Genomic DNA, 17,393 nt, shown 5'->3' with positions numbered 1-17,393 from the left:
CATGTCCATGTCACGCTCCCGTTTGCCCGCTCCATTCAACACGCGTAGATCGGACACCCCCACATGCCCGTGAGATCCATACGCCGCTGGAAGTCGGTCGCGCTGACCGTCTCGGCCGTGCTGGTCGGCCTCGCCGCTCCGGCACTGACCGCATCCCCCGCTGCGGCCACGACGACCTCGTACGACTCGACGTACTACAAGAACGCGGTCGGCAAGACCGGCACGAGCCTCAAGTCCTCGCTGCACACGATCATCAGCAGCCAGACGAAGATCTCGTACTCCGCCGTCTGGAACGCGCTCAAGGTCACCGACCAGGACCCGAACAACAGCAGCAACGTGATCCTGCTGTACAGCGGCGTCTCGCGCAGCAAGTCCCTCAACGGCGGCGACGTCGGCGACTGGAACCGCGAGCACGTGTGGGCCAAGTCCCACGGCGACTTCGGCGAGGTGACCGGTCCCGGCACCGACCTGCACCACCTGCGCCCCGCGGACGTCACGGTCAACAGCATCCGCGGCAACCTGGACTTCGACAACGGCGGCAGCGCGGTCTCGGGCGGCGGCGGCAGCCTCAAGGACTCCGACTCCTTCGAGCCGCGCGACGCCGACAAGGGCGACGTGGCCCGCATGATCCTCTACATGGCGGTCCGCTACGACGGCGGCGACGGCTTCGCCGACCTGGAGCCCAACGAGCAGGTCAACAACGGCAGCAACCCGTACATCGGGAAGCTCTCCGTCCTCAAGGAGTGGAACGACGAGGACCCGCCGAGCGCCTTCGAGGAGAACCGCAACCAGGTCATCTACGACACCTACCAGCACAACCGCAACCCGTTCATCGACCACCCGGAGTGGGTCGACGCGATCTGGTAGGCCGAGCAGCGCATGCGACTGAACTCCCCGTCATGTACGGGGAGTTCAGCTGTTTCAGGTGCTCAGCCCAGATGCGTCGGCGCGAACATCCGCAGCAGCGCCGGAAGGACGACCACCGAGGGCCCCGGTGCCGCCAGCGCCTTCGCCAGGTCGGCCTCCAGGGCCGAAGGCGTCGTCCGCACCCCCGGCACCCCGAAGGACTCCGCGAGGGCCACGTAGTCCGGGCGGGCGAGTTCCGTGGCGGTGGCCTCGCCGAAGGTGTCGGTCATGTACTCGCGCAGGATGCCGTAGCCGCCGTCGTCGACGATCAGCCAGGTGACGTTCAGGTCGTACTGTCGGGCCGTCGCCAGCTCGGCGATCGAGTACAGGGCGCCGCCGTCACCGGAGACCGCGAGGACGGGCCGGGTCGGGTCGGCCGCCGCCGCGCCGAGCGCCGCCGGGAAGCCGTAGCCGAGGCCGCCCGCGCCCTGGGCGGAGTGCATGCGGTTGGGGCCCTTGGCGTCGAAGGCCGACCACGCCCAGTACGCCAGGATCGTCATGTCCCAGAAGGACGGGGAGTCGGACGGCAGCGCGCGGCGGACCGCCGCCAACACGTCCTGCTCCAGGGTGAGTTCCTGGGCCGCGATGCGCGCGCCGACCAGCGACAGCACGCTGCGGACGCGGTCCGCGGCCGTGTCGTCCGCGCGGGCGTCCACCGTCTCCAGCAGGGCCTGCAGTGCGAGCCGCGCGTCGGCGTGGATGCCCAGGGCCGGGTGGTTGGACTCCAGTTTGCCGAGGTCCGCCTCGATCTGGATGACGCGGCCGCGGGGTTTGAACGTGTGGTAGTTGGAGGAGAGTTCGCCGAGGCCGGAGCCGATGACGAGCAGGACGTCCGCGTCCTCCAGGAAGTCCGTCGTGTGGCGGTCCTCCAGCCAGGACTGCAGGGAGAGGGGGTGCTCCCAGGGGAAGGCACCCTTGCCGCCGGGGGTCGTGACGACGGGAGCGTTCAGCCGTTCGGCGAGCCGGCGGAGCTTGCCGGACGCGTCGGCCCGTACCACTCCGCCGCCCGCGATGATCGCCGGGCGGGCGGCCTTGGAGAGCAGGTCGGCGGCCACCGCGGTCAGTTCGGGGCGCGGGGGCAGCTCCTCGGGGAAGGCGTCGCCGCCCGTCACCACGGGGATCGACGTCTCGGCGAGCAGCACGTCCTGCGGGATCTCCACCCACACCGGTCCGTGCGGTGCCGAGAGCGCCGACTTCCAGGCCGCCTCGATCGCCGAGGGGATCTGGGACTGGGCGCGGACGGTGTGGACCGACTTGACCACTCCCCTGAACGAGGCCGCCTGGTCGGGGAGTTCGTGCAGATAGCCGTGGCGCCCGCCGCCCAGACCGGCCGTCGGGACCTGGCTGCTGATCGCCAGCACCGGCGCCGAGGCGGCCGCCGCCTCCTGGAGGGCGGCCAGCGAGGTCAGTGCCCCCGGCCCCGTCGACAGCAGCAGCGGGGCCGCCTCGCCGGTGATCCTGCCGTACGCGTCCGCCGCGAACCCCGCGTTGTTCTCGACGCGCAGGCCGACGTACCTCAGGTCCGAGCGGCGCAGCGCGTCGAACATGCCCAGCGCGTGCTGGCCGGGCAGGCCGAAGACGGTCGTCGCGCCGAGCCCGGCCAGGGTCTCCACGACCAGGTCTCCGCCGTTGCGGCCGGGGGGAGGGTTCAGCGCGGCCTCCGTCTGGGCGGCGGTCGGACGGAGCACCAGGTCGTGGTCGTGGGTCACTTCGCGCGCGCCTCAGCAATCTGACGGGACATGATCGTGGTCAGTTCGTACGCCGTGTGGGATGCCGCCACCGCCGTGATCTCCGCGTGATCGTACGCGGGGGCCACCTCGACGACGTCCGCCGAGACCAGGTTGCAGGACGCCAGCCCGCGCAGGATCTCCAGGAGTTCGCGGGAGGTCATGCCGCCGGCCTCGGGCGTACCGGTGCCGGGCGCGTGCGCCGGGTCGAGGCAGTCGATGTCGATGGAGATGTACAGCGGGCGGTCGCCGATGCGCTGGCGGAGCTGGTCGGCGACCTCGTCGGCGCCGCGGCGGTAGATGTCCGCCGAGGTGACGATGCCGAAGCCCATCTTCTCGTCGTCGGTGAGGTCCTGCTTGCCGTACAGCGGGCCGCGTGTGCCGACGTGCGAGAGGGCCGAGGTGTCGAGGATGCCCTCCTCGACGGCGCGGCGGAACGGCGTGCCGTGCGTGTACTCGGCGCCGAAGTACGTGTCCCAGGTGTCGAGGTGGGCGTCGAAGTGGAGCAGCGCGACCGGGCCGTGCTTCTTCGCGACCGAGCGCAGCAGCGGCAGCGCGATGGTGTGGTCGCCGCCGAGGGTCATCAACCGGGCGCCGGTGGCGAGCAGTTCGTCGGCGGCGGCCTCGACGGTCTCGACGGCCTCGTTGATGTTGAACGGGTTCGCCGCGATGTCACCCGCGTCGGCGACCTGGGCGAGCGCGAAGGGCGAGGCGTCCTGCGCCGGGTTGTACGGGCGCAGGAGCCGCGAGGCCTCCCGGATGGCGTTGCCGCCGAAGCGGGCCCCCGGCCGGTACGAGACGCCGGAGTCGAACGGAACGCCCACGACCGCGACATCGGCGGTGCCGACCTCGTCGAGGCGGGGCAGCCGGGCGAAGGTCGCGGGGCCGGCGTACCGCGGGATGCGGGACGAGTCGACGGGTCCGCGGGGCGTCTCGTTGCTGGTCATGGGGTGCTGCCTTCTTTCCTACGCCTCATCGCGTATGCACATCTATGCACTGCTTTGCACTTCTATAAAGCTGTATGGAGTTGTACGGAGTCATATGGGGTGACTGGGTACGACTCTACTGGTGAGCCGGGACCGGTTCGGACACAGGTTCGCAGGCGCCCCGGCCCGCGAGGCGCTCGCGCCAGGCCGCGAGGAGCGCCGGGTCCGTGGCCGGTGTGGCCAGGGAGACGGCGACGTACACCGCGAGCGAGGCCGCCAGCCCGTAGTACACGGGCTCGTTCGCGAGGATGCCGTAGCCCGCCATCAGACCGATGACGGCGAGACCGCCGACCACGACGGCGGCGAGCGCGCCCTGCGCGGTGCCGCGCTTCCACAGCAGGCCGCCGAGGATGGGGACGAGGAGTCCGCCGACGAGCAGGTTGTACGCGACGGTGAGCGCCTCGACCACGTTGTTGAGGGCGATCGCCGTACCGATCACCGCGATGCCCATGACCAGGATGAAGGCACGGTTGCCGCGCACCTCGTCGTGGTCGTCGTCGCCGCCACTGTCGCGGGACACGGCTCCCCGCAGCCGCGACCAGATGTCGTTGTTGGCGACGGTGGCACAGGCGATGAGCGCTCCGGAGGACGTCGACATCACGGCCGCGAGGGCGGCGGCGAGCACCAACCCCCTTACGCCGACCGGCAGTTCGTCCTTGACGATGGTCGCGAAGGCGGCGTCGGCGCTGGGCAGCTTCGGGTAGAGGACCTTGGCCGCCGTGCCGATGACGGCGCCGGCGAGGGCGTACACGAGGCAGTAGGTGCCCGCGACCGTGCCGCCCCACCTGGCCGTGGTGTCGCTGCGCGCGGTGAACACGCGCTGCCAGATGTCCTGCCCGATGAGCATGCCGAACGTGTAGATCAGCACATAGGTGAAGATCGTCTCGCCGCCGATGCCCAGCGGGTCGAAGTACGTGGTGGGCAGCTTGGCCTTCATCTCGCCGAAGCCGCCCGCCTTGACGACGGCGATGGGCAGCAGCAGGAGCAGCACCCCGATCGTCTTCACCACGAACTGCACCATGTCCGTCAGCGTGATCGACCACATGCCGCCGAGCGTCGAATAGGCGACGACGATCGAGCCGCCGAGGATGATCGCGAGCGTGCGGTTCATGTCGAAGAGGACGTCGAAGATCGTGGCGTACGCGATGGTGGACGTCACCGCGAGCATGAGGGTGTACGCCCACATGACGACGCCGGAGATGACCCCAGCCCGGCCTCCGTACCGCAGATCCAGCATCTCGGAGACGGTGTAGACCTTCAGACGGGCGATGCGGGCGGAGAAGAAGACGGACAGGGCGAGCAGCCCGAGGCCGATGGTGAAGACCATCCAGGCGCCGGACAGTCCGTACTGGTATCCGAGCCCGACACCGCCGATGGTGGACGCGCCGCCGAGGACGATCGCGGCCATGGTGCCGGAGTACATCGCGGGACCGAGGCGGCGGCCGGCCACCAGGAACTCGCTCTTGGACCTGGCGCGGCGCATGCCCCACCAGCCCATGGCCAGCATGCCGGCCAGATAGATGACGATCACTGCGTAGTCGACGGCCATGTCGGACCCTCCTTCGCGCACTCCCCGTGGCGGCTGATGGGCACTGACACTAGGTGGCCGGAAAGCGACTCTGAAGTGTACGTTTCATCCACTTGAACAGCTCGGGATGGAAGGAACGTCCACCATGCCGGAAGCATCCGCCTCACCAGTCCCTCAGGTCCCGCCCCTCCCCCCGGTTCCGCCGACGCCGCCCGTACGGATCGAGGCGCTGCTGGCCCGCGAGGACCTGGGCCTGCGCCGGATCGCGGGCCCCGTCGACCCCGACGCGGTGATCCACTGGGCGCACACGTCGGAGATGGCGGACCCGTACCCGTATCTGCTGGGCGGCGAGCTGCTGCTGACCGCGGGGGTGCACATCCCGGAGGCGGCCGGTTCGGGCACCTACTTCGACGACTACGTCTCCCGGATCGTCGAGGCGGGCGGCGCGGCCCTCGGCTTCGGCCTGGCGCCGGTCCACGACACGGTGCCGAGGGCGCTGGTGGTGGCCTGCGACGACCACGGGCTCCCGCTGCTGGAGGTGCCGCCCCGCACGACGTTCTCGGGCGTGGCCCGTGCCGTCTGGCAGCTCATGGCCCAGGCGCGGCACACGGAACTGCGCCGGGTGACGGAGGCCCAGCAGAGCCTGGCCGCGGCGGCGGCCCGCCCGGACCCGGTGTCCGCCGTGCTGCGGCAGCTCGCCCGGCGGGTGGGCGGCTGGTCGGTGCTCCACGGGCCGGACGGAGCGGAGCTGAGGCGGGCGGGCAAGGAACCCGGAGCGGGTGTGACCCGGTCACTGGCCGCGCTGGCGGGTGTCGTACGCCCCGAGGGGGGCCGAGGGCCCTCCTCCGCCACCGACACCGTCGACGGCACCCATCTCTCCGCCTACGCCCTCGGTGCCGGGCAGGGCTTCGTCCTCGGCGTCGCGGCCCCGCACCGCGACCCCGGTGACCACACCATCGCCTCCGTGGCGGCCGTCCTGCTCTCGCTGCTCACCGGGGAGCACCAGAGCGCGACGGGGGCGGCGCGTTCGTCGGCTCTCGTACGGCTGCTGCTGGGCGCCGCGCCCGAGGACGTGGCCCCGCTGCTGGGCGGCAGACGGTGGATCGTCGTGCACGCGCGGCCGGCCCGGGAAGGGGGCGGGCCCGCGCCGGACGCCGTCGCCGCGTCCGCGCTGGGTGCGGCGCTGGGTTCGGCGCTCGTCGACGCGGGCCGCGACGTCGTACGGGTCCTCGTCCCGGCCGAGCGGGAACCGGCGGCGCAGCCGGGCTGGACCCTCGGCGTGAGCACGGCGGTCAACCCGCGCGACTGGGCCGCCGCCGACACCCGGGCGGCCCGCGCGCTGGCCCGCGCCCGCGCCACCCGTTCGCCCCTGGTCCGGCACGGCGAACGACCCGCGCTCGCCGACCTCGTCCCGCCCGCCGAGGCCGAGGCCCACGCCCGCGCCCTCCTCGCCCCGCTGGCGGGGACCCCCGCCCTCCCCGAGACGCTGCGCACCTGGCTCTCCCTGCACGGCAGTTGGGACCGCACGGCGGTGGCACTGTCGGTGCACCGCAACACGGTCCGGCAGCGCATCGCGCGATGCGGTGCGCTGCTGGGGACGGACCTGGACGACCCGGATGTGCGGATGGAGTTGTGGTTCGCGTTGCGGGAGGGGTGAGGGTGAGGGGCATGTGACCGCCGCGGAGGGGGCGGGCGCGGCCCCATACCCCCACGTGACGCACATCCCAGGCTTCGGGACAGCGCCGCCTGCGGCGACCCGCACCGGCACAATGGGAACCATGCCGATATCCGGGATCCCCAGCCGCGCCGCGCTCGTCGACCACCTCGTACAGACGCGTATCGCGGGCGACGTGGCCACACCTCGCGAGAACAACCTCTCCCACTACCGCAAGCTCGCGAACGGCGACCGCAACTTCTGGCTCGGCCTGGAACTCGGCGACCGCTGGAAGGACGAACAGGACGTCCTCGCGGTGATGGCGGAGCGCTGCGGTGTGAACGACGACCCGGAGTACCGCTACGGACAGGACAGCATCGACCCCGATCTGACGGTCGACGCCCTGGAGCGGATGGCGGCCCGGCTGCGCAAGGCGGCCGCGGGCAAGGAGCGGGTGCTGTTCGCCACCGGTCACCCCGGCGGCCTCCTCGACGTGCACCGCGCCACGGCCGGGGCCCTGCGCGCGGCGGGCTGCGAGATCGTCGTGATCCCGGAGGGCCTGCAGACCGACGAGGGATACGTCGTCCAGTTCGCGGACGTGTCGGTCCTGGAGCATGGCGCCACGCTGTGGCACACCCACTCCGGCGAGCCGATGCGCCAGATCCTCACCGGCCTGGACCGCGAGGGCCGTCCGCTGCCCGACCTGGTCGTCGCCGACCACGGCTGGGCGGGCTGCGCGGGCCAGCTCGGCGTCGACTCCATGGGCTACGCAGACTGCAACGACCCGGCCCTCTTCCTCGCCGAGGCCGAGGGCACCGTACAGGTGACGGTCCCCCTCGACGACCACGTCAAGAGCCCCCGCTACTACGACCCGATGACGGCGTATCTGCTGGACGCGGCGGGGCTCGCCTAGGGGGTGCTTTGAAAGTCCTGTGCGGTGCCCGCGGTGTTCGGTGCGCGCCCTCGGCGTGCCGGACGAAGGCCCTCGTACTGGACGTACTTGGGGCTTCGGCCGGTGCGGCGAGGGTGCGTGCCGGGCGCCGTGGGTGCTGTGCGGGACTTTCAAAACACCCCCTGGATCCTGCTCGGCCGGACAGGCCTCAGATCCCGGCGATCGACCGCGGTGCCCGTTCGGTCCGTGCGAGCCCGCGCAGGACGTTCACCGTGCCGTGCCGTCGTACGGCCAGCCGTGCCAGCAGTTCCACCACCGGTGCGGTGACGTGCTCCGGGAAGTCGGGCCCCGGGAAGCCCGCGCTGTACGCCAAGTCGTCGGCGTGGACGACGAGTTCGAGCAACCGGGTGAGCAGGAGGTCGTCGAGGGCGAGGGACCAGTCGCCCCAGGACGGCATGCGGACAGGGCGTCCGGCGGGCACCTGCGGCAGTTGGTCCCGCAGTCGGCCGGCCGCTTCCCGGACACGCGCCGCGAGCCGCTCGGGCCCGTCGGCCGCGGTGGCCTCGCCGCCCTGCCGGATACGGACGTTGACCGCGTCGTCCACTCCGGCGTCCACCCAGGTCACCCGCGCGAGGTAGTACTCGCGCAGCGAGACCACCGGCTCCGTCGGCACGGGCTTCGCCAGCAGTTCCGGGAGGGCCGTCACCTGCCAGGAGAGGTGCCCGGCAAGGCCTCCGACACTGAAGTCCCGCAGCGCGCCGGGCTTCCCCCAGTCCGCGGCGACGGCGGGCTCGTCAAGCAGTACGGCGACTGTCTCCGCGGCCTCGGTGAACGCCTCCCGGATCCGTTCGCCCCGCCAGTTCCACGTCTCGTCCACCCCGGCCATGCCCGCCCCCTCGTGTCCAAGCTCCCGTGTCGGGATCCTCGCACGCGTAGCCCTCCACCCACTGGTCCACTTCACACAAAGTGGACCAAGGCCAAGGGTTGAGCCCCCCGTCGCCACGCATGCCTCGGCGTCGGGTCCAGGCACGCGCGGTTCACCGAGGAACGCGGACGACACCCTCCTGGATGACCGAAATGGCCAGCCGTCCGTCCTGCGTGTAGATCCGGGCCTGCCCGAGGCCGCGCCCGCCGGACGCGGACGGTGACTCCTGGTCGTACAGGAGCCACTCGTCGGCGCGGAAGGGCCGGTGGAACCACATCGCGTGGTCGAGCGAGGCGCCGACGACGTCGCCGGTGACCCAGCCGCCGCGGCCGTGCGCGAGGAGCACGGAGTCGAGGAGGGTCATGTCGGAGACGTACGTGGCGAGGCAGACGTGCAGCAGCGGGTCGTCGGCGAGCTTGCCGTTGGTGCGGAACCACACCTGGGAGTGGGGTTCGCGGGCCTCGCCGACCGTGCCGTACGGCGGCGCGTCGACGTAGCGCAGGTCGACGGCCTCGCGGGCTTCGAGGAGCCGCTCGGTGACGCCCGGGTCGGTGAAGAGGTGGGCGTAGCGCGGCAGCAGCTCGGCCGCGGTCGGGAGCGTCTCGGGGTCGGGCGCGGGCGGCATGTCCGCCTGGTGCTCCATGCCCTCCTCGTACGTCTGGAAGGACGCGGAGAGGTGGAAGATGGGCTGTCCGTGCTGGACGGCGACGACACGGCGCGTGGTGAAGGAGCGCCCGTCGCGGATGCGGTCCACCGAGTAGACGATGGGCGCGCCCGGGTCCCCGGCGCGCAGGAAGTACGCGTGCAGGGAGTGCGCGAGCCGGTCCTCGGGGACCGTGCGCCCGGCGGCGACCAGCGCCTGGGCCGCGACCTGGCCGCCGAAGACGCGGGGGACGACGGCGGAGCGGGACTCGCCGCGGAAGATGTCCCGCTCGATCTGCTCCAGGTCGAGCAGATCGAGCAGGGACTCAAGTGCCTGACTCATGCGTCAGTTGTACCGCGCAGTTGTTCCTGTGATCTTCCGTGGGCCTTACAGGCCCATGTCCTTCGCGATGATCGTCTTCATGATCTCGCTGGTGCCGCCGTAGATGCGGTTGACGCGGTTGTCCGCGTACAGGCGGGCGATCGGGTACTCGTTCATGAAGCCGTAGCCGCCGTGCAGCTGGAGGCAGCGGTCGATGACGCGGTGCGCGACCTCGGTGCAGAACAGCTTGGCGCTGGCGGCCTCGGCGGGAGTGAGCTCGCCGGCGTCGAGGGCCTCCAGGGCGCGGTCGGCGACGGCCTCGGCGGCGTCCACCTCGGCCTGGCAGGCGGCCAGCTCGAACTTGGTGTTCTGGAAGGACGCGACGGGCTTGCCGAAGACGGTGCGCTCCTGCACGTACTCCTTGGCGAACCGGACGGCGGCCTTGGCCTGCGCGTACGCGCCGAAGGCGATGCCCCAGCGCTCGGAGGCGAGGTTGTGGCCGAGGTAGTAGAAGCCCTTGTTCTCCTCGCCGAGGAGGTCCTCGACGGGGACCTTCACGTCGACGAACGCCAGCTCGGCGGTGTCGGAGGTCTTCAGGCCGAGCTTGTCGAGCTTGCGGCCGATGGAGTAGCCCTCGGACTTGGTGTCGACGGCGAAGAGGGAGATGCCGTGGCGGCGGTCATCGGCCGACGGGGCGTCGGTGCGGGCGCAGACGATGACCTTGTCGGCGTGCACGCCGCCGGTGATGAAGGTCTTGGAGCCGTTGAGGACGTAGTGCGTGCCGTCGTCGGACAGCTTCGCGGTGGTCTTCATGCCCGCGAGGTCGGAGCCGGTGCCCGGCTCGGTCATCGCGAGGGCCCACATCTCCTCGCCGGAGACGAACTTCGGCAGGAAGCGCTTCTTCTGCTCGTCGGTGGCGAGCATCTTGATGTACGGCAGGCCGAGCAGCACGTGCACGCCGGAGCCGCCGAACTGGACGCCCGCGCGGGCCGTCTCCTCGTACATCACGGCTTCGAACTTGTACGAGTCGATGCCGGCGCCGCCGAACTCCTCGTCGACGCGGATGCCGAAGACACCCAGCTCGGCGAGCTTGTAGTAGAAGTCGCGCGGCGCCTGGCCGGCTGCGAACCACTCGTCGTAGACCGGAACGACCTCGGCCTCGATGAAGGCGCGCAGGGTCTCCCGGAACGCCTCGTGATCCTCGTTGAACACCGTACGGCGCACCGTTACCTCCACCTGAGTCGTTCCGGGGTTATGTCTAAGCGCTTGCTCAGACAAAGGTTACCGGCCAGTCGCAACAGTCGTCCAGAGCAACCACCCCGAGACGCTCGTCACGCTCCGGCGGCCTCGAAGGCCCCACGGGCCATCCGGTGCAGCAGCTCGGCCGTGGCCGCGCGCCCGGGCAGCGAGCCGGGCCGCCCCAGGTGCGGTGTGGAGTTCAGCAGCCCGAAGACCGAGTGCACCGCCGAGCGGGCCGTGGGCTCGGCCAGGCCCGGATAGACCTCACGGACGACCTCCACCCACAGCTCGACGTACTGCCGCTGCAACTGCCGTACGAGCTTGCGGTCGCTGTCGCGCAGGCGGTCCAGCTCGCGGTCGTGCAGGGTGATCAGGGGGCGGTCGTCGAGCGCGAAGTCGATGTGCCCCTCGATGAGCGAGTCGAGGAGGCCCTCGGCGCCCCCCCGCGCCTCCGCGACCCGGCGCTTCCCGCCGGTCAGCAGCTGGCCGCTGATGCCGACCAGCAGCTCGGCGAGCATCGCGTCCTTGCCAGGGAAGTGCCGGTACAGACCGGGGCCGCTGATGCCGACGGCCGCCCCTATCTCGTCGACTCCTACGCCATGGAAGCCGCGCTCGGCGAAGAGCCGAGCGGCTTCCTTGAGGATCTGCTCGCGGCGGGTGGGGGCGTCGGTTCTCGTGGCCATGGAAGTAATTCTAGACAGGGAGGTTAGCGCTCGTTAACCTGGAGGAAACGCGTTAACGCTCATTAACATTTATGAGGGGACCGCAGGATGCACGAGGCACCGGAGCTCCACAGCGCGGCGGATCCCGCGTCGGAGGCCTGGCGGGCCAACGAGGCGGCACACCGGGCGCTGGGCGAGGAGCTGCGCGAGAAGCTGAGCGCGGCCCGGCTCGGCGGCGGCGAGCGGGCCCGCGAGCGGCACACCGCGCGCGGGAAGCTGCTGCCGCGCGAGCGGGTGGACGCCCTGCTGGACCCGGGCTCGCCCTTCCTGGAGCTGGCGCCGCTGGCGGCCGACGGGATGTACGACGGGCAGGCACCGGCCGCCGGAGTGATCGCCGGAGTGGGGCGGGTGAGCGGCCGCGAGTGCGTGGTCGTCGCCAATGACGCCACGGTCAAGGGCGGCACCTACTACCCGATGACCGTGAAGAAGCATCTGCGCGCCCAGGAGGTGGCCCTGGAGAACCGCCTCCCCTGTATCTACCTGGTGGACTCCGGGGGCGCGTTCCTGCCGATGCAGGACGAGGTCTTCCCCGACCGCGAGCACTTCGGGCGGATCTTCTACAACCAGGCGCGTATGTCGGGCGCCGGAATCCCGCAGATCGCGGCGGTTCTCGGCTCCTGCACAGCGGGCGGCGCGTATGTCCCGGCGATGAGCGACGAGGCCGTGATCGTGCGGAACCAGGGCACGATCTTCCTCGGCGGCCCGCCCCTGGTGAAGGCCGCCACCGGCGAGGTCGTCACGGCCGAGGAGCTGGGCGGCGGCGAGGTGCACTCCCGGGTCTCCGGCGTCACCGACCACCTCGCGGAGGACGACGCGCACGCGCTGCGGATCGTCCGGAACATCGCCGCCACGCTTCCCGCGCGCGGGGCACTGCCCTGGTCCGTCGAGAGTTCCGTCGAGCCGAAGGTGGACCCCGCCGGGATCTACGGGGCCGTGCCGGTCGACTCCCGCACCCCCTACGACGTACGCGAGGTCATCGCGCGCGTGGTCGACGGCTCGCGGTTCGCCGAGTTCAAGGCGGAGTTCGGGCAGACCCTGGTCACCGGCTTCGCCCGGATCCACGGCCACCCGGTCGGGATCGTCGCCAACAACGGCATCCTGTTCTCCGAGTCCGCCCAGAAGGGCGCCCACTTCATCGAGCTGTGCGACCAGCGCGGCATCCCGCTGGTGTTCCTGCAGAACATCTCCGGGTTCATGGTGGGCCGGCAGTACGAGGCCGGGGGCATCGCCAAGCACGGCGCCAAGATGGTCACGGCCGTCGCCTGCACGCGCGTGCCGAAGCTGACGGTGGTGATCGGCGGGTCGTACGGAGCGGGCAACTACTCGATGTGCGGCCGGGCCTACTCGCCGCGCTTCCTGTGGATGTGGCCCGGCGCCAAGATCTCCGTGATGGGCGGCGAGCAGGCCTCCTCCGTCCTTGCGACCGTCAAGCGCGACCAGCTGGAGGGGCGCGGCGAGTCCTGGCCGGCGGAGGACGAAGAGGCCTTCAAGGCGCCGATCCGCGCCCAGTACGAGCAGCAGGGCAACGCCTACTACGCGACGGCCCGCCTCTGGGACGACGGCGTGATCGACCCGATGGAGACCCGCCAGGTGCTGGGTCTGGCCCTGACCGCCTGTGCCAACGCGCCCCTGGGTGACCCCCAGTTCGGCGTCTTCCGGATGTGAGGACCCATGTTTGACACAGTGCTCGTCGCCAACCGGGGCGAGATCGCCGTGCGCGTCATCCGCACCCTGCGCGCGCTCGGTGTGCGCTCGGTGGCCGTCTTCTCCGACGCCGACGCGGACGCCCGGCATGTGCGGGAGGCCGACACGGCGGTACGGATCGGTCCGGCGCCGGCGGCCGAGAGCTATCTGTCGGCGCAGCGGCTCCTTGAGGCCGCCGCACGGACGGGCGCGCAGGCGGTCCACCCGGGCTACGGATTCCTCGCGGAGAACGCCGCGTTCGCGCGTGCGTGCACGGAGGCGGGGCTCGTCTTCATCGGGCCGCCCGCCGACGCGATCTCGCTGATGGGCGACAAGATCCGCGCCAAGGAGACGGTGAAGGCTGCCGGGGTCCCGGTGGTACCGGGGTCGAGCGGCAGCGGTCTCACGGACACCCAACTCGCCGACGCCGCACGGGAGATCGGCATGCCCGTGCTGCTCAAGCCCAGCGCGGGCGGCGGCGGCAAGGGCATGCGGCTGGTGCGCGACGCGGGCGTACTGGCCGATGAGATCGCCGCCGCCCACCGCGAGGCCCGCGCCTCCTTCGGCGACGACACCCTCCTCGTGGAGCGCTGGGTGGACCGACCCCGGCACATCGAGATCCAGGTCCTGGCGGACGGCCACGGCAACGTGGTCCACCTGGGCGAGCGCGAATGCTCCCTCCAGCGCCGCCACCAGAAGATCATCGAGGAGGCGCCCAGCGTGCTCCTCGACGACGCCACGCGCGCGGCGATGGGCGAGGCGGCGGTCCAGGCGGCCCGCTCCTGCGGCTACGAGGGCGCGGGCACGGTCGAGTTCATCGTCCCCGGCGGCGACCCCTCCTCGTACTTCTTCATGGAGATGAACACCCGCCTCCAGGTCGAGCACCCGGTGACCGAACTCATCACCGGCCTGGACCTGGTCGAGTGGCAGCTGCGGGTCGCGGCCGGCGAGCAACTGCCCTACGGGCAGGACGACATCTCTCTCACCGGACACGCGGTCGAGGCCCGCATCTGTGCCGAGGACCCCTCGCGCGGGTTCCTCCCGTCCGGCGGCACGGTGCTCTCCCTGCGCGAGCCGCAGGGCGACGGCGTGCGCACCGACTCGGGCCTGACCGAGGGCACGGAGGTCGGTTCGCTCTACGACCCGATGCTGTCCAAGGTGATCGCGTACGGGCCGGATCGGGAGACGGCGCTGAGAAAGCTCCGGGCCGCCCTCGCGGGGACGGTGACGCTGGGCGTGCAGACGAACGCCGGGTTCCTGCGCCGGCTCCTTGCCCATCCGGCGGTCGTGGCGGGCGAGTTGGACACGGGGCTGGTCGAGCGGGAGGTGGACGCGCTCGTCACGGACGACGTGCCCGTAGAGGTCTACGCGGCGGCGGCGCTGGCGCGCCAGGCCGCTCTCGTGCCCGCGGCCGGCTCCGGCTGGGCCGACCCGTTCGCTGCCGCGGACGGCTGGCGCCTGGGCGGCGAGCGGGCGTGGACGCCGCACCATGTGCGGGTGCCGGGCCACGAGCCGGTCACCGTGCGCGTGCGCAGCACGCCGGACGGCGCGACGGAGCTGCTGCTGCCCGGCGCGGACAAGCCTCTTCGGGGGTCCGGGGGCGTGCCCCCGCGGCCCGGCGCCGAAGGCTGGTTCACCTTCCGGCTCGACGGCGTCCTCCACACCTTCGCCGCCCTGCCGGACGGCACATGGCTCGGCCGCGACGGCGACGCCTGGCACGTGCGCGACCACGACCCCGTGGCCGCCTCGCTGACCGGAGCCGGGGCGAGCGGCGCCGACTCCCTCACCGCGCCGATGCCGGGCACGGTGACCGTGGTGAAGGTCGCCGTCGGTGACGAAGTGACCGCCGGGCAGAGCCTGTTGGTGGTGGAGGCGATGAAGATGGAGCACGTCATCTCCGCGCCGCACGCCGGGACCGTCAGCGAGCTGGACGTCACGCCGGGCACCACGGTCGCCATGGACCAGGTGCTGGCCGTCATCACCCCGCACGAGGAGGCGGAATGACTGTTCAAGGGCTCCCCATGGTCGTACCGGCCGAGGGTCTGCCCGCTCGCGTGCGGATCCATGAGGTCGGCGCCCGCGACGGGCTGCAGAACGAGAAGTCCACCGTCCCGACGGAGGTCAAGGCGGAGTTCGTGCGCCGGCTCGCCGACGCGGGGCTGACCACGATCGAGGCCACCAGCTTCGTCCACCCCAAGTGGGTTCCCCAACTTGCCGACGCCGAGCAGCTGTTCCCTCTCCTCGGCGGCCTTCCGGGCGTGCACCTGCCCGTGCTGGTGCCGAACGAACGCGGCCTGGATCGCGCCCTCGCTCTCGGCGCCCGCCGTGTCGCCGTGTTCGCCAGCGCCACCGAGTCCTTCGCCAAGGCCAACCTGAACCGGACGGTCGACGAGGCGCTCGCCATGTTCGAGCCGGTGGTGGCGCGCGCGAAGTCGCAGGGCGTGCACGTCCGCGGCTATCTCTCGATGTGCTTCGGCGACCCCTGGGAGGGCGCGGTCCCGCTCGCGCAGGTCGTCCACGTCAGCAAAGCCCTGCGGGACATGGGCTGCGACGAGCTGAGCCTCGGCGACACGATCGGCGTCGCCACCCCGGGGCATGTCCTCGCGCTCCTCGCCTCCCTGAACGAACAGGGTGTGCCCACGAACACGCTCGGCGTGCACTTCCACGACACCTACGGCCAGGCGCTCGCCAACACCCTCGCCGCGCTCCAGCACGGCGTGCGCACCGTGGACGCCTCCGCAGGAGGTCTCGGCGGCTGCCCCTACGCCAAGTCCGCCACCGGCAACCTCGCCACCGAAGACCTCGTGTGGATGCTGCACGGCCTCGGCATCGACACCGGGGTCGACCTCGACCGTCTCACCGCCACCAGCGTGTGGATGGCCGGACAACTGGGCCGACCCAGCCCGTCCCGCACCGTCAAAGCCCTCGGCAAGACGACACCTCCCGACCAGGAGCAGTGACACCCATGGACCACAAGCTCTCACCCGAGCTCGAAGAACTCCGGCGCACCGTCGAGGAGTTCGCGCACGACGTAGTCGCTCCGAAGATCGGCGACCTCTACGAGCGGCACGAGTTCCCGTACGAGATCGTGCGGGAGATGGGCCGGATGGGCCTGTTCGGGCTGCCCTTCCCGGAGGAGTACGGCGGCATGGGCGGCGACTACCTCGCGCTCGGCATCGCCCTGGAGGAGCTGGCCCGCGTCGACTCGTCCGTGGCCATCACCCTGGAAGCGGGCGTCTCGCTGGGCGCGATGCCGATCCATCTCTTCGGCACCGACGCGCAGAAGGCCGAGTGGCTGCCGCGCCTGTGCTCGGGCGAGATCCTCGGCGCCTTCGGGCTGACCGAGCCGGACGGCGGCTCCGACGCGGGCGCCACCCGGACGACGGCCCGCCTCGACGCGGACACCAACGAATGGGTGATCAACGGCACCAAGTGCTTCATCACCAACTCGGGCACCGACATCACAGGGCTGGTGACGGTCACGGCGGTCACCGGCCGCAAGCCCGACGGCAAGCCGCTCATCTCCTCGATCATCGTGCCGTCCGGCACCCCGGGCTTCACGGTCGCGGCGCCGTACTCGAAGGTCGGCTGGAACGCGTCGGACACCCGTGAGCTGTCCTTCGCCGACGTGCGCGTCCCGGCGGCGAACCTGCTCGGCGCGGAGGGCCGCGGCTACGCGCAGTTCCTGCGGATCCTCGACGAGGGCCGCATCGCCATCTCGGCGCTCGCGACCGGGCTCGCGCAGGGCTGTGTGGACGAGTCGGTGAAGTACGCCAAGGAGCGGCATGCGTTCGGGCGGAACATCGGGGCGTACCAGGCGATCCAGTTCAAGATCGCGGACATGGAGATGAAGGCGCACATGGCCCGCGTCGGCTGGCGCGACGCCGCGTCCCGGCTGGTCGCCGGCGAGCCCTTCAAGAAGGAGGCGGCGATCGCCAAGCTCTACTCCTCCACGGTCGCCGTCGACAACGCCCGCGACGCCACGCAGGTGCACGGCGGCTACGGCTTCATGAACGAGTACCCGGTGGCCCGTATGTGGCGCGACTCCAAGATCCTGGAGATCGGCGAGGGCACGAGTGAGGTCCAGCGGATGCTGATCGCCCGGGAGTTGGGGCTCACCGGCTGAGCTCGCCATCGTGCTTCGGGGCTCCCGGGCACGCCCGGGAG

14 protein-coding genes are annotated in these 17,393 nt (G+C 71.4%); 7 read left to right on the top strand and 7 right to left on the bottom strand.

Going from position 1 to position 17,393, the window contains the following annotated elements:
• The first annotated feature begins 63 nt into the window (after positions 1–63).
• On the top strand, positions 64–867 hold the full coding sequence (locus ACN6LB_RS07105; protein WP_445025024.1) for an endonuclease I family protein: 804 nt from the start codon (positions 64–66) through the stop codon (positions 865–867).
• A 62-nt stretch (positions 868–929) separates the two neighbouring features.
• Here ACN6LB_RS07105 and ACN6LB_RS07100 read toward each other — a convergent pair whose 3' ends face one another.
• The 3 genes from ACN6LB_RS07100 to ACN6LB_RS07090 all read right to left on the bottom strand — a co-directional run bounded on the left by ACN6LB_RS07100 (position 930) and on the right by ACN6LB_RS07090 (position 5,168).
• Positions 930–2,615, bottom strand: coding sequence for a thiamine pyrophosphate-binding protein (locus ACN6LB_RS07100; RefSeq protein WP_445025023.1), 1,686 nt, complete (start codon positions 2,613–2,615; stop codon positions 930–932).
• Positions 2,612–3,580 carry an agmatinase gene (gene speB / locus ACN6LB_RS07095; protein WP_356141158.1) on the bottom strand — a complete coding sequence of 323 codons (969 nt, stop codon included), beginning with the start codon at positions 3,578–3,580 and terminating at the stop codon, positions 2,612–2,614. The genes ACN6LB_RS07100 and speB overlap by 4 nt, the downstream gene beginning before the upstream one ends.
• A gap of 115 nt (positions 3,581–3,695) precedes the next feature.
• Positions 3,696–5,168 (bottom strand): sodium:solute symporter, encoded by a 1,473-nt coding sequence (locus ACN6LB_RS07090; RefSeq protein WP_445025022.1) that lies wholly within the window; start codon positions 5,166–5,168, stop codon positions 3,696–3,698.
• A 106-nt stretch (positions 5,169–5,274) separates the two neighbouring features.
• On the opposite strand from ACN6LB_RS07090, the gene ACN6LB_RS07085 reads away from it, so the two are divergent.
• Positions 5,275–6,804 carry a PucR family transcriptional regulator gene (locus ACN6LB_RS07085; protein WP_445025021.1) on the top strand — a complete coding sequence of 510 codons (1,530 nt, stop codon included), beginning with the start codon at positions 5,275–5,277 and terminating at the stop codon, positions 6,802–6,804.
• 121 nt (positions 6,805–6,925) lie between these two features.
• The gene (locus ACN6LB_RS07080; protein ID WP_445025020.1) at positions 6,926–7,714 is read left to right on the top strand and encodes a phosphatase; all 789 of its coding nucleotides are present in this window, start codon (positions 6,926–6,928) and stop codon (positions 7,712–7,714) included.
• Positions 7,715–7,901: 187 nt separating this feature from the next.
• Here the strand turns inward: ACN6LB_RS07080 and ACN6LB_RS07075 are convergent, their stop codons facing one another.
• From ACN6LB_RS07075 to ACN6LB_RS07060, 4 genes are all read right to left on the bottom strand, one after another.
• Entirely contained in the window at positions 7,902–8,579 is a 678-nt protein-coding gene (locus ACN6LB_RS07075; protein WP_445025019.1) for a maleylpyruvate isomerase N-terminal domain-containing protein, read from the bottom strand.
• 151 nt (positions 8,580–8,730) lie between these two features.
• Positions 8,731–9,603, bottom strand: coding sequence for an acyl-CoA thioesterase II (gene tesB, locus ACN6LB_RS07070; protein WP_356141168.1), 873 nt, complete (start codon positions 9,601–9,603; stop codon positions 8,731–8,733).
• Between the two features lie 45 nt (positions 9,604–9,648).
• Positions 9,649–10,806, bottom strand: a complete 1,158-nt coding sequence (locus ACN6LB_RS07065; protein ID WP_445025018.1) for an acyl-CoA dehydrogenase family protein — start codon at positions 10,804–10,806, stop codon at positions 9,649–9,651.
• A 107-nt stretch (positions 10,807–10,913) separates the two neighbouring features.
• Positions 10,914–11,504: an SACE_7040 family transcriptional regulator gene (locus ACN6LB_RS07060; RefSeq protein ID WP_445025017.1), complete on the bottom strand. Its 591-nt coding sequence runs from the start codon at positions 11,502–11,504 to the stop codon at positions 10,914–10,916.
• An 87-nt stretch (positions 11,505–11,591) separates the two neighbouring features.
• Between ACN6LB_RS07060 and ACN6LB_RS07055 the strand changes: the two genes are divergently transcribed.
• Genes ACN6LB_RS07055 through ACN6LB_RS07040 form a run of 4 tightly spaced genes read left to right on the top strand, consistent with a single transcriptional unit; the run spans position 11,592 to position 17,352 of the window.
• Positions 11,592–13,208: a carboxyl transferase domain-containing protein gene (locus tag ACN6LB_RS07055; RefSeq protein ID WP_445025016.1), complete on the top strand. Its 1,617-nt coding sequence runs from the start codon at positions 11,592–11,594 to the stop codon at positions 13,206–13,208.
• A 6-nt stretch (positions 13,209–13,214) separates the two neighbouring features.
• Positions 13,215–15,230, top strand: coding sequence for an acetyl/propionyl/methylcrotonyl-CoA carboxylase subunit alpha (locus ACN6LB_RS07050; RefSeq protein WP_445025015.1), 2,016 nt, complete (start codon positions 13,215–13,217; stop codon positions 15,228–15,230).
• Entirely contained in the window at positions 15,227–16,186 is a 960-nt protein-coding gene (locus ACN6LB_RS07045; RefSeq protein ID WP_445025014.1) for a hydroxymethylglutaryl-CoA lyase, read from the top strand. The genes ACN6LB_RS07050 and ACN6LB_RS07045 overlap by 4 nt, the downstream gene beginning before the upstream one ends.
• Before the next feature lie 5 nt (positions 16,187–16,191).
• Positions 16,192–17,352, top strand: a complete 1,161-nt coding sequence (locus ACN6LB_RS07040; RefSeq protein WP_356141180.1) for an acyl-CoA dehydrogenase family protein — start codon at positions 16,192–16,194, stop codon at positions 17,350–17,352.
• Positions 17,353–17,393: the final 41 nt, after the last annotated feature.

It is taken from the genome of Streptomyces sp. SAS_270 (assembly GCF_052543295.1).
This window is presented reverse-complemented; position numbering and strand designations above follow the sequence as displayed.

Bases quoted from the DNA above. Each gene is read 5' to 3' on its own strand.
- ACN6LB_RS07105 (WP_445025024.1), top strand. From the start codon at position 64: ATGCCCGTGAGATCCATACGCCGCTGGAAGTCGGTCGCGCTGACCGTC.
- speB (WP_356141158.1), bottom strand. From the start codon at position 3,580: ATGACCAGCAACGAGACGCCCCGCGGACCCGTCGACTCGTCCCGCATC.
- ACN6LB_RS07090 (WP_445025022.1), bottom strand. From the start codon at position 5,168: ATGGCCGTCGACTACGCAGTGATCGTCATCTATCTGGCCGGCATGCTG.
- ACN6LB_RS07085 (WP_445025021.1), top strand. From the start codon at position 5,275: ATGGAAGGAACGTCCACCATGCCGGAAGCATCCGCCTCACCAGTCCCT.
- ACN6LB_RS07080 (WP_445025020.1), top strand. From the start codon at position 6,926: ATGCCGATATCCGGGATCCCCAGCCGCGCCGCGCTCGTCGACCACCTC.
- ACN6LB_RS07075 (WP_445025019.1), bottom strand. From the start codon at position 8,579: ATGGCCGGGGTGGACGAGACGTGGAACTGGCGGGGCGAACGGATCCGG.
- tesB (WP_356141168.1), bottom strand. From the start codon at position 9,603: ATGAGTCAGGCACTTGAGTCCCTGCTCGATCTGCTCGACCTGGAGCAG.
- ACN6LB_RS07060 (WP_445025017.1), bottom strand. From the start codon at position 11,504: ATGGCCACGAGAACCGACGCCCCCACCCGCCGCGAGCAGATCCTCAAG.
- ACN6LB_RS07055 (WP_445025016.1), top strand. From the start codon at position 11,592: ATGCACGAGGCACCGGAGCTCCACAGCGCGGCGGATCCCGCGTCGGAG.
- ACN6LB_RS07050 (WP_445025015.1), top strand. From the start codon at position 13,215: ATGTTTGACACAGTGCTCGTCGCCAACCGGGGCGAGATCGCCGTGCGC.
- ACN6LB_RS07045 (WP_445025014.1), top strand. From the start codon at position 15,227: ATGACTGTTCAAGGGCTCCCCATGGTCGTACCGGCCGAGGGTCTGCCC.
- ACN6LB_RS07040 (WP_356141180.1), top strand. From the start codon at position 16,192: ATGGACCACAAGCTCTCACCCGAGCTCGAAGAACTCCGGCGCACCGTC.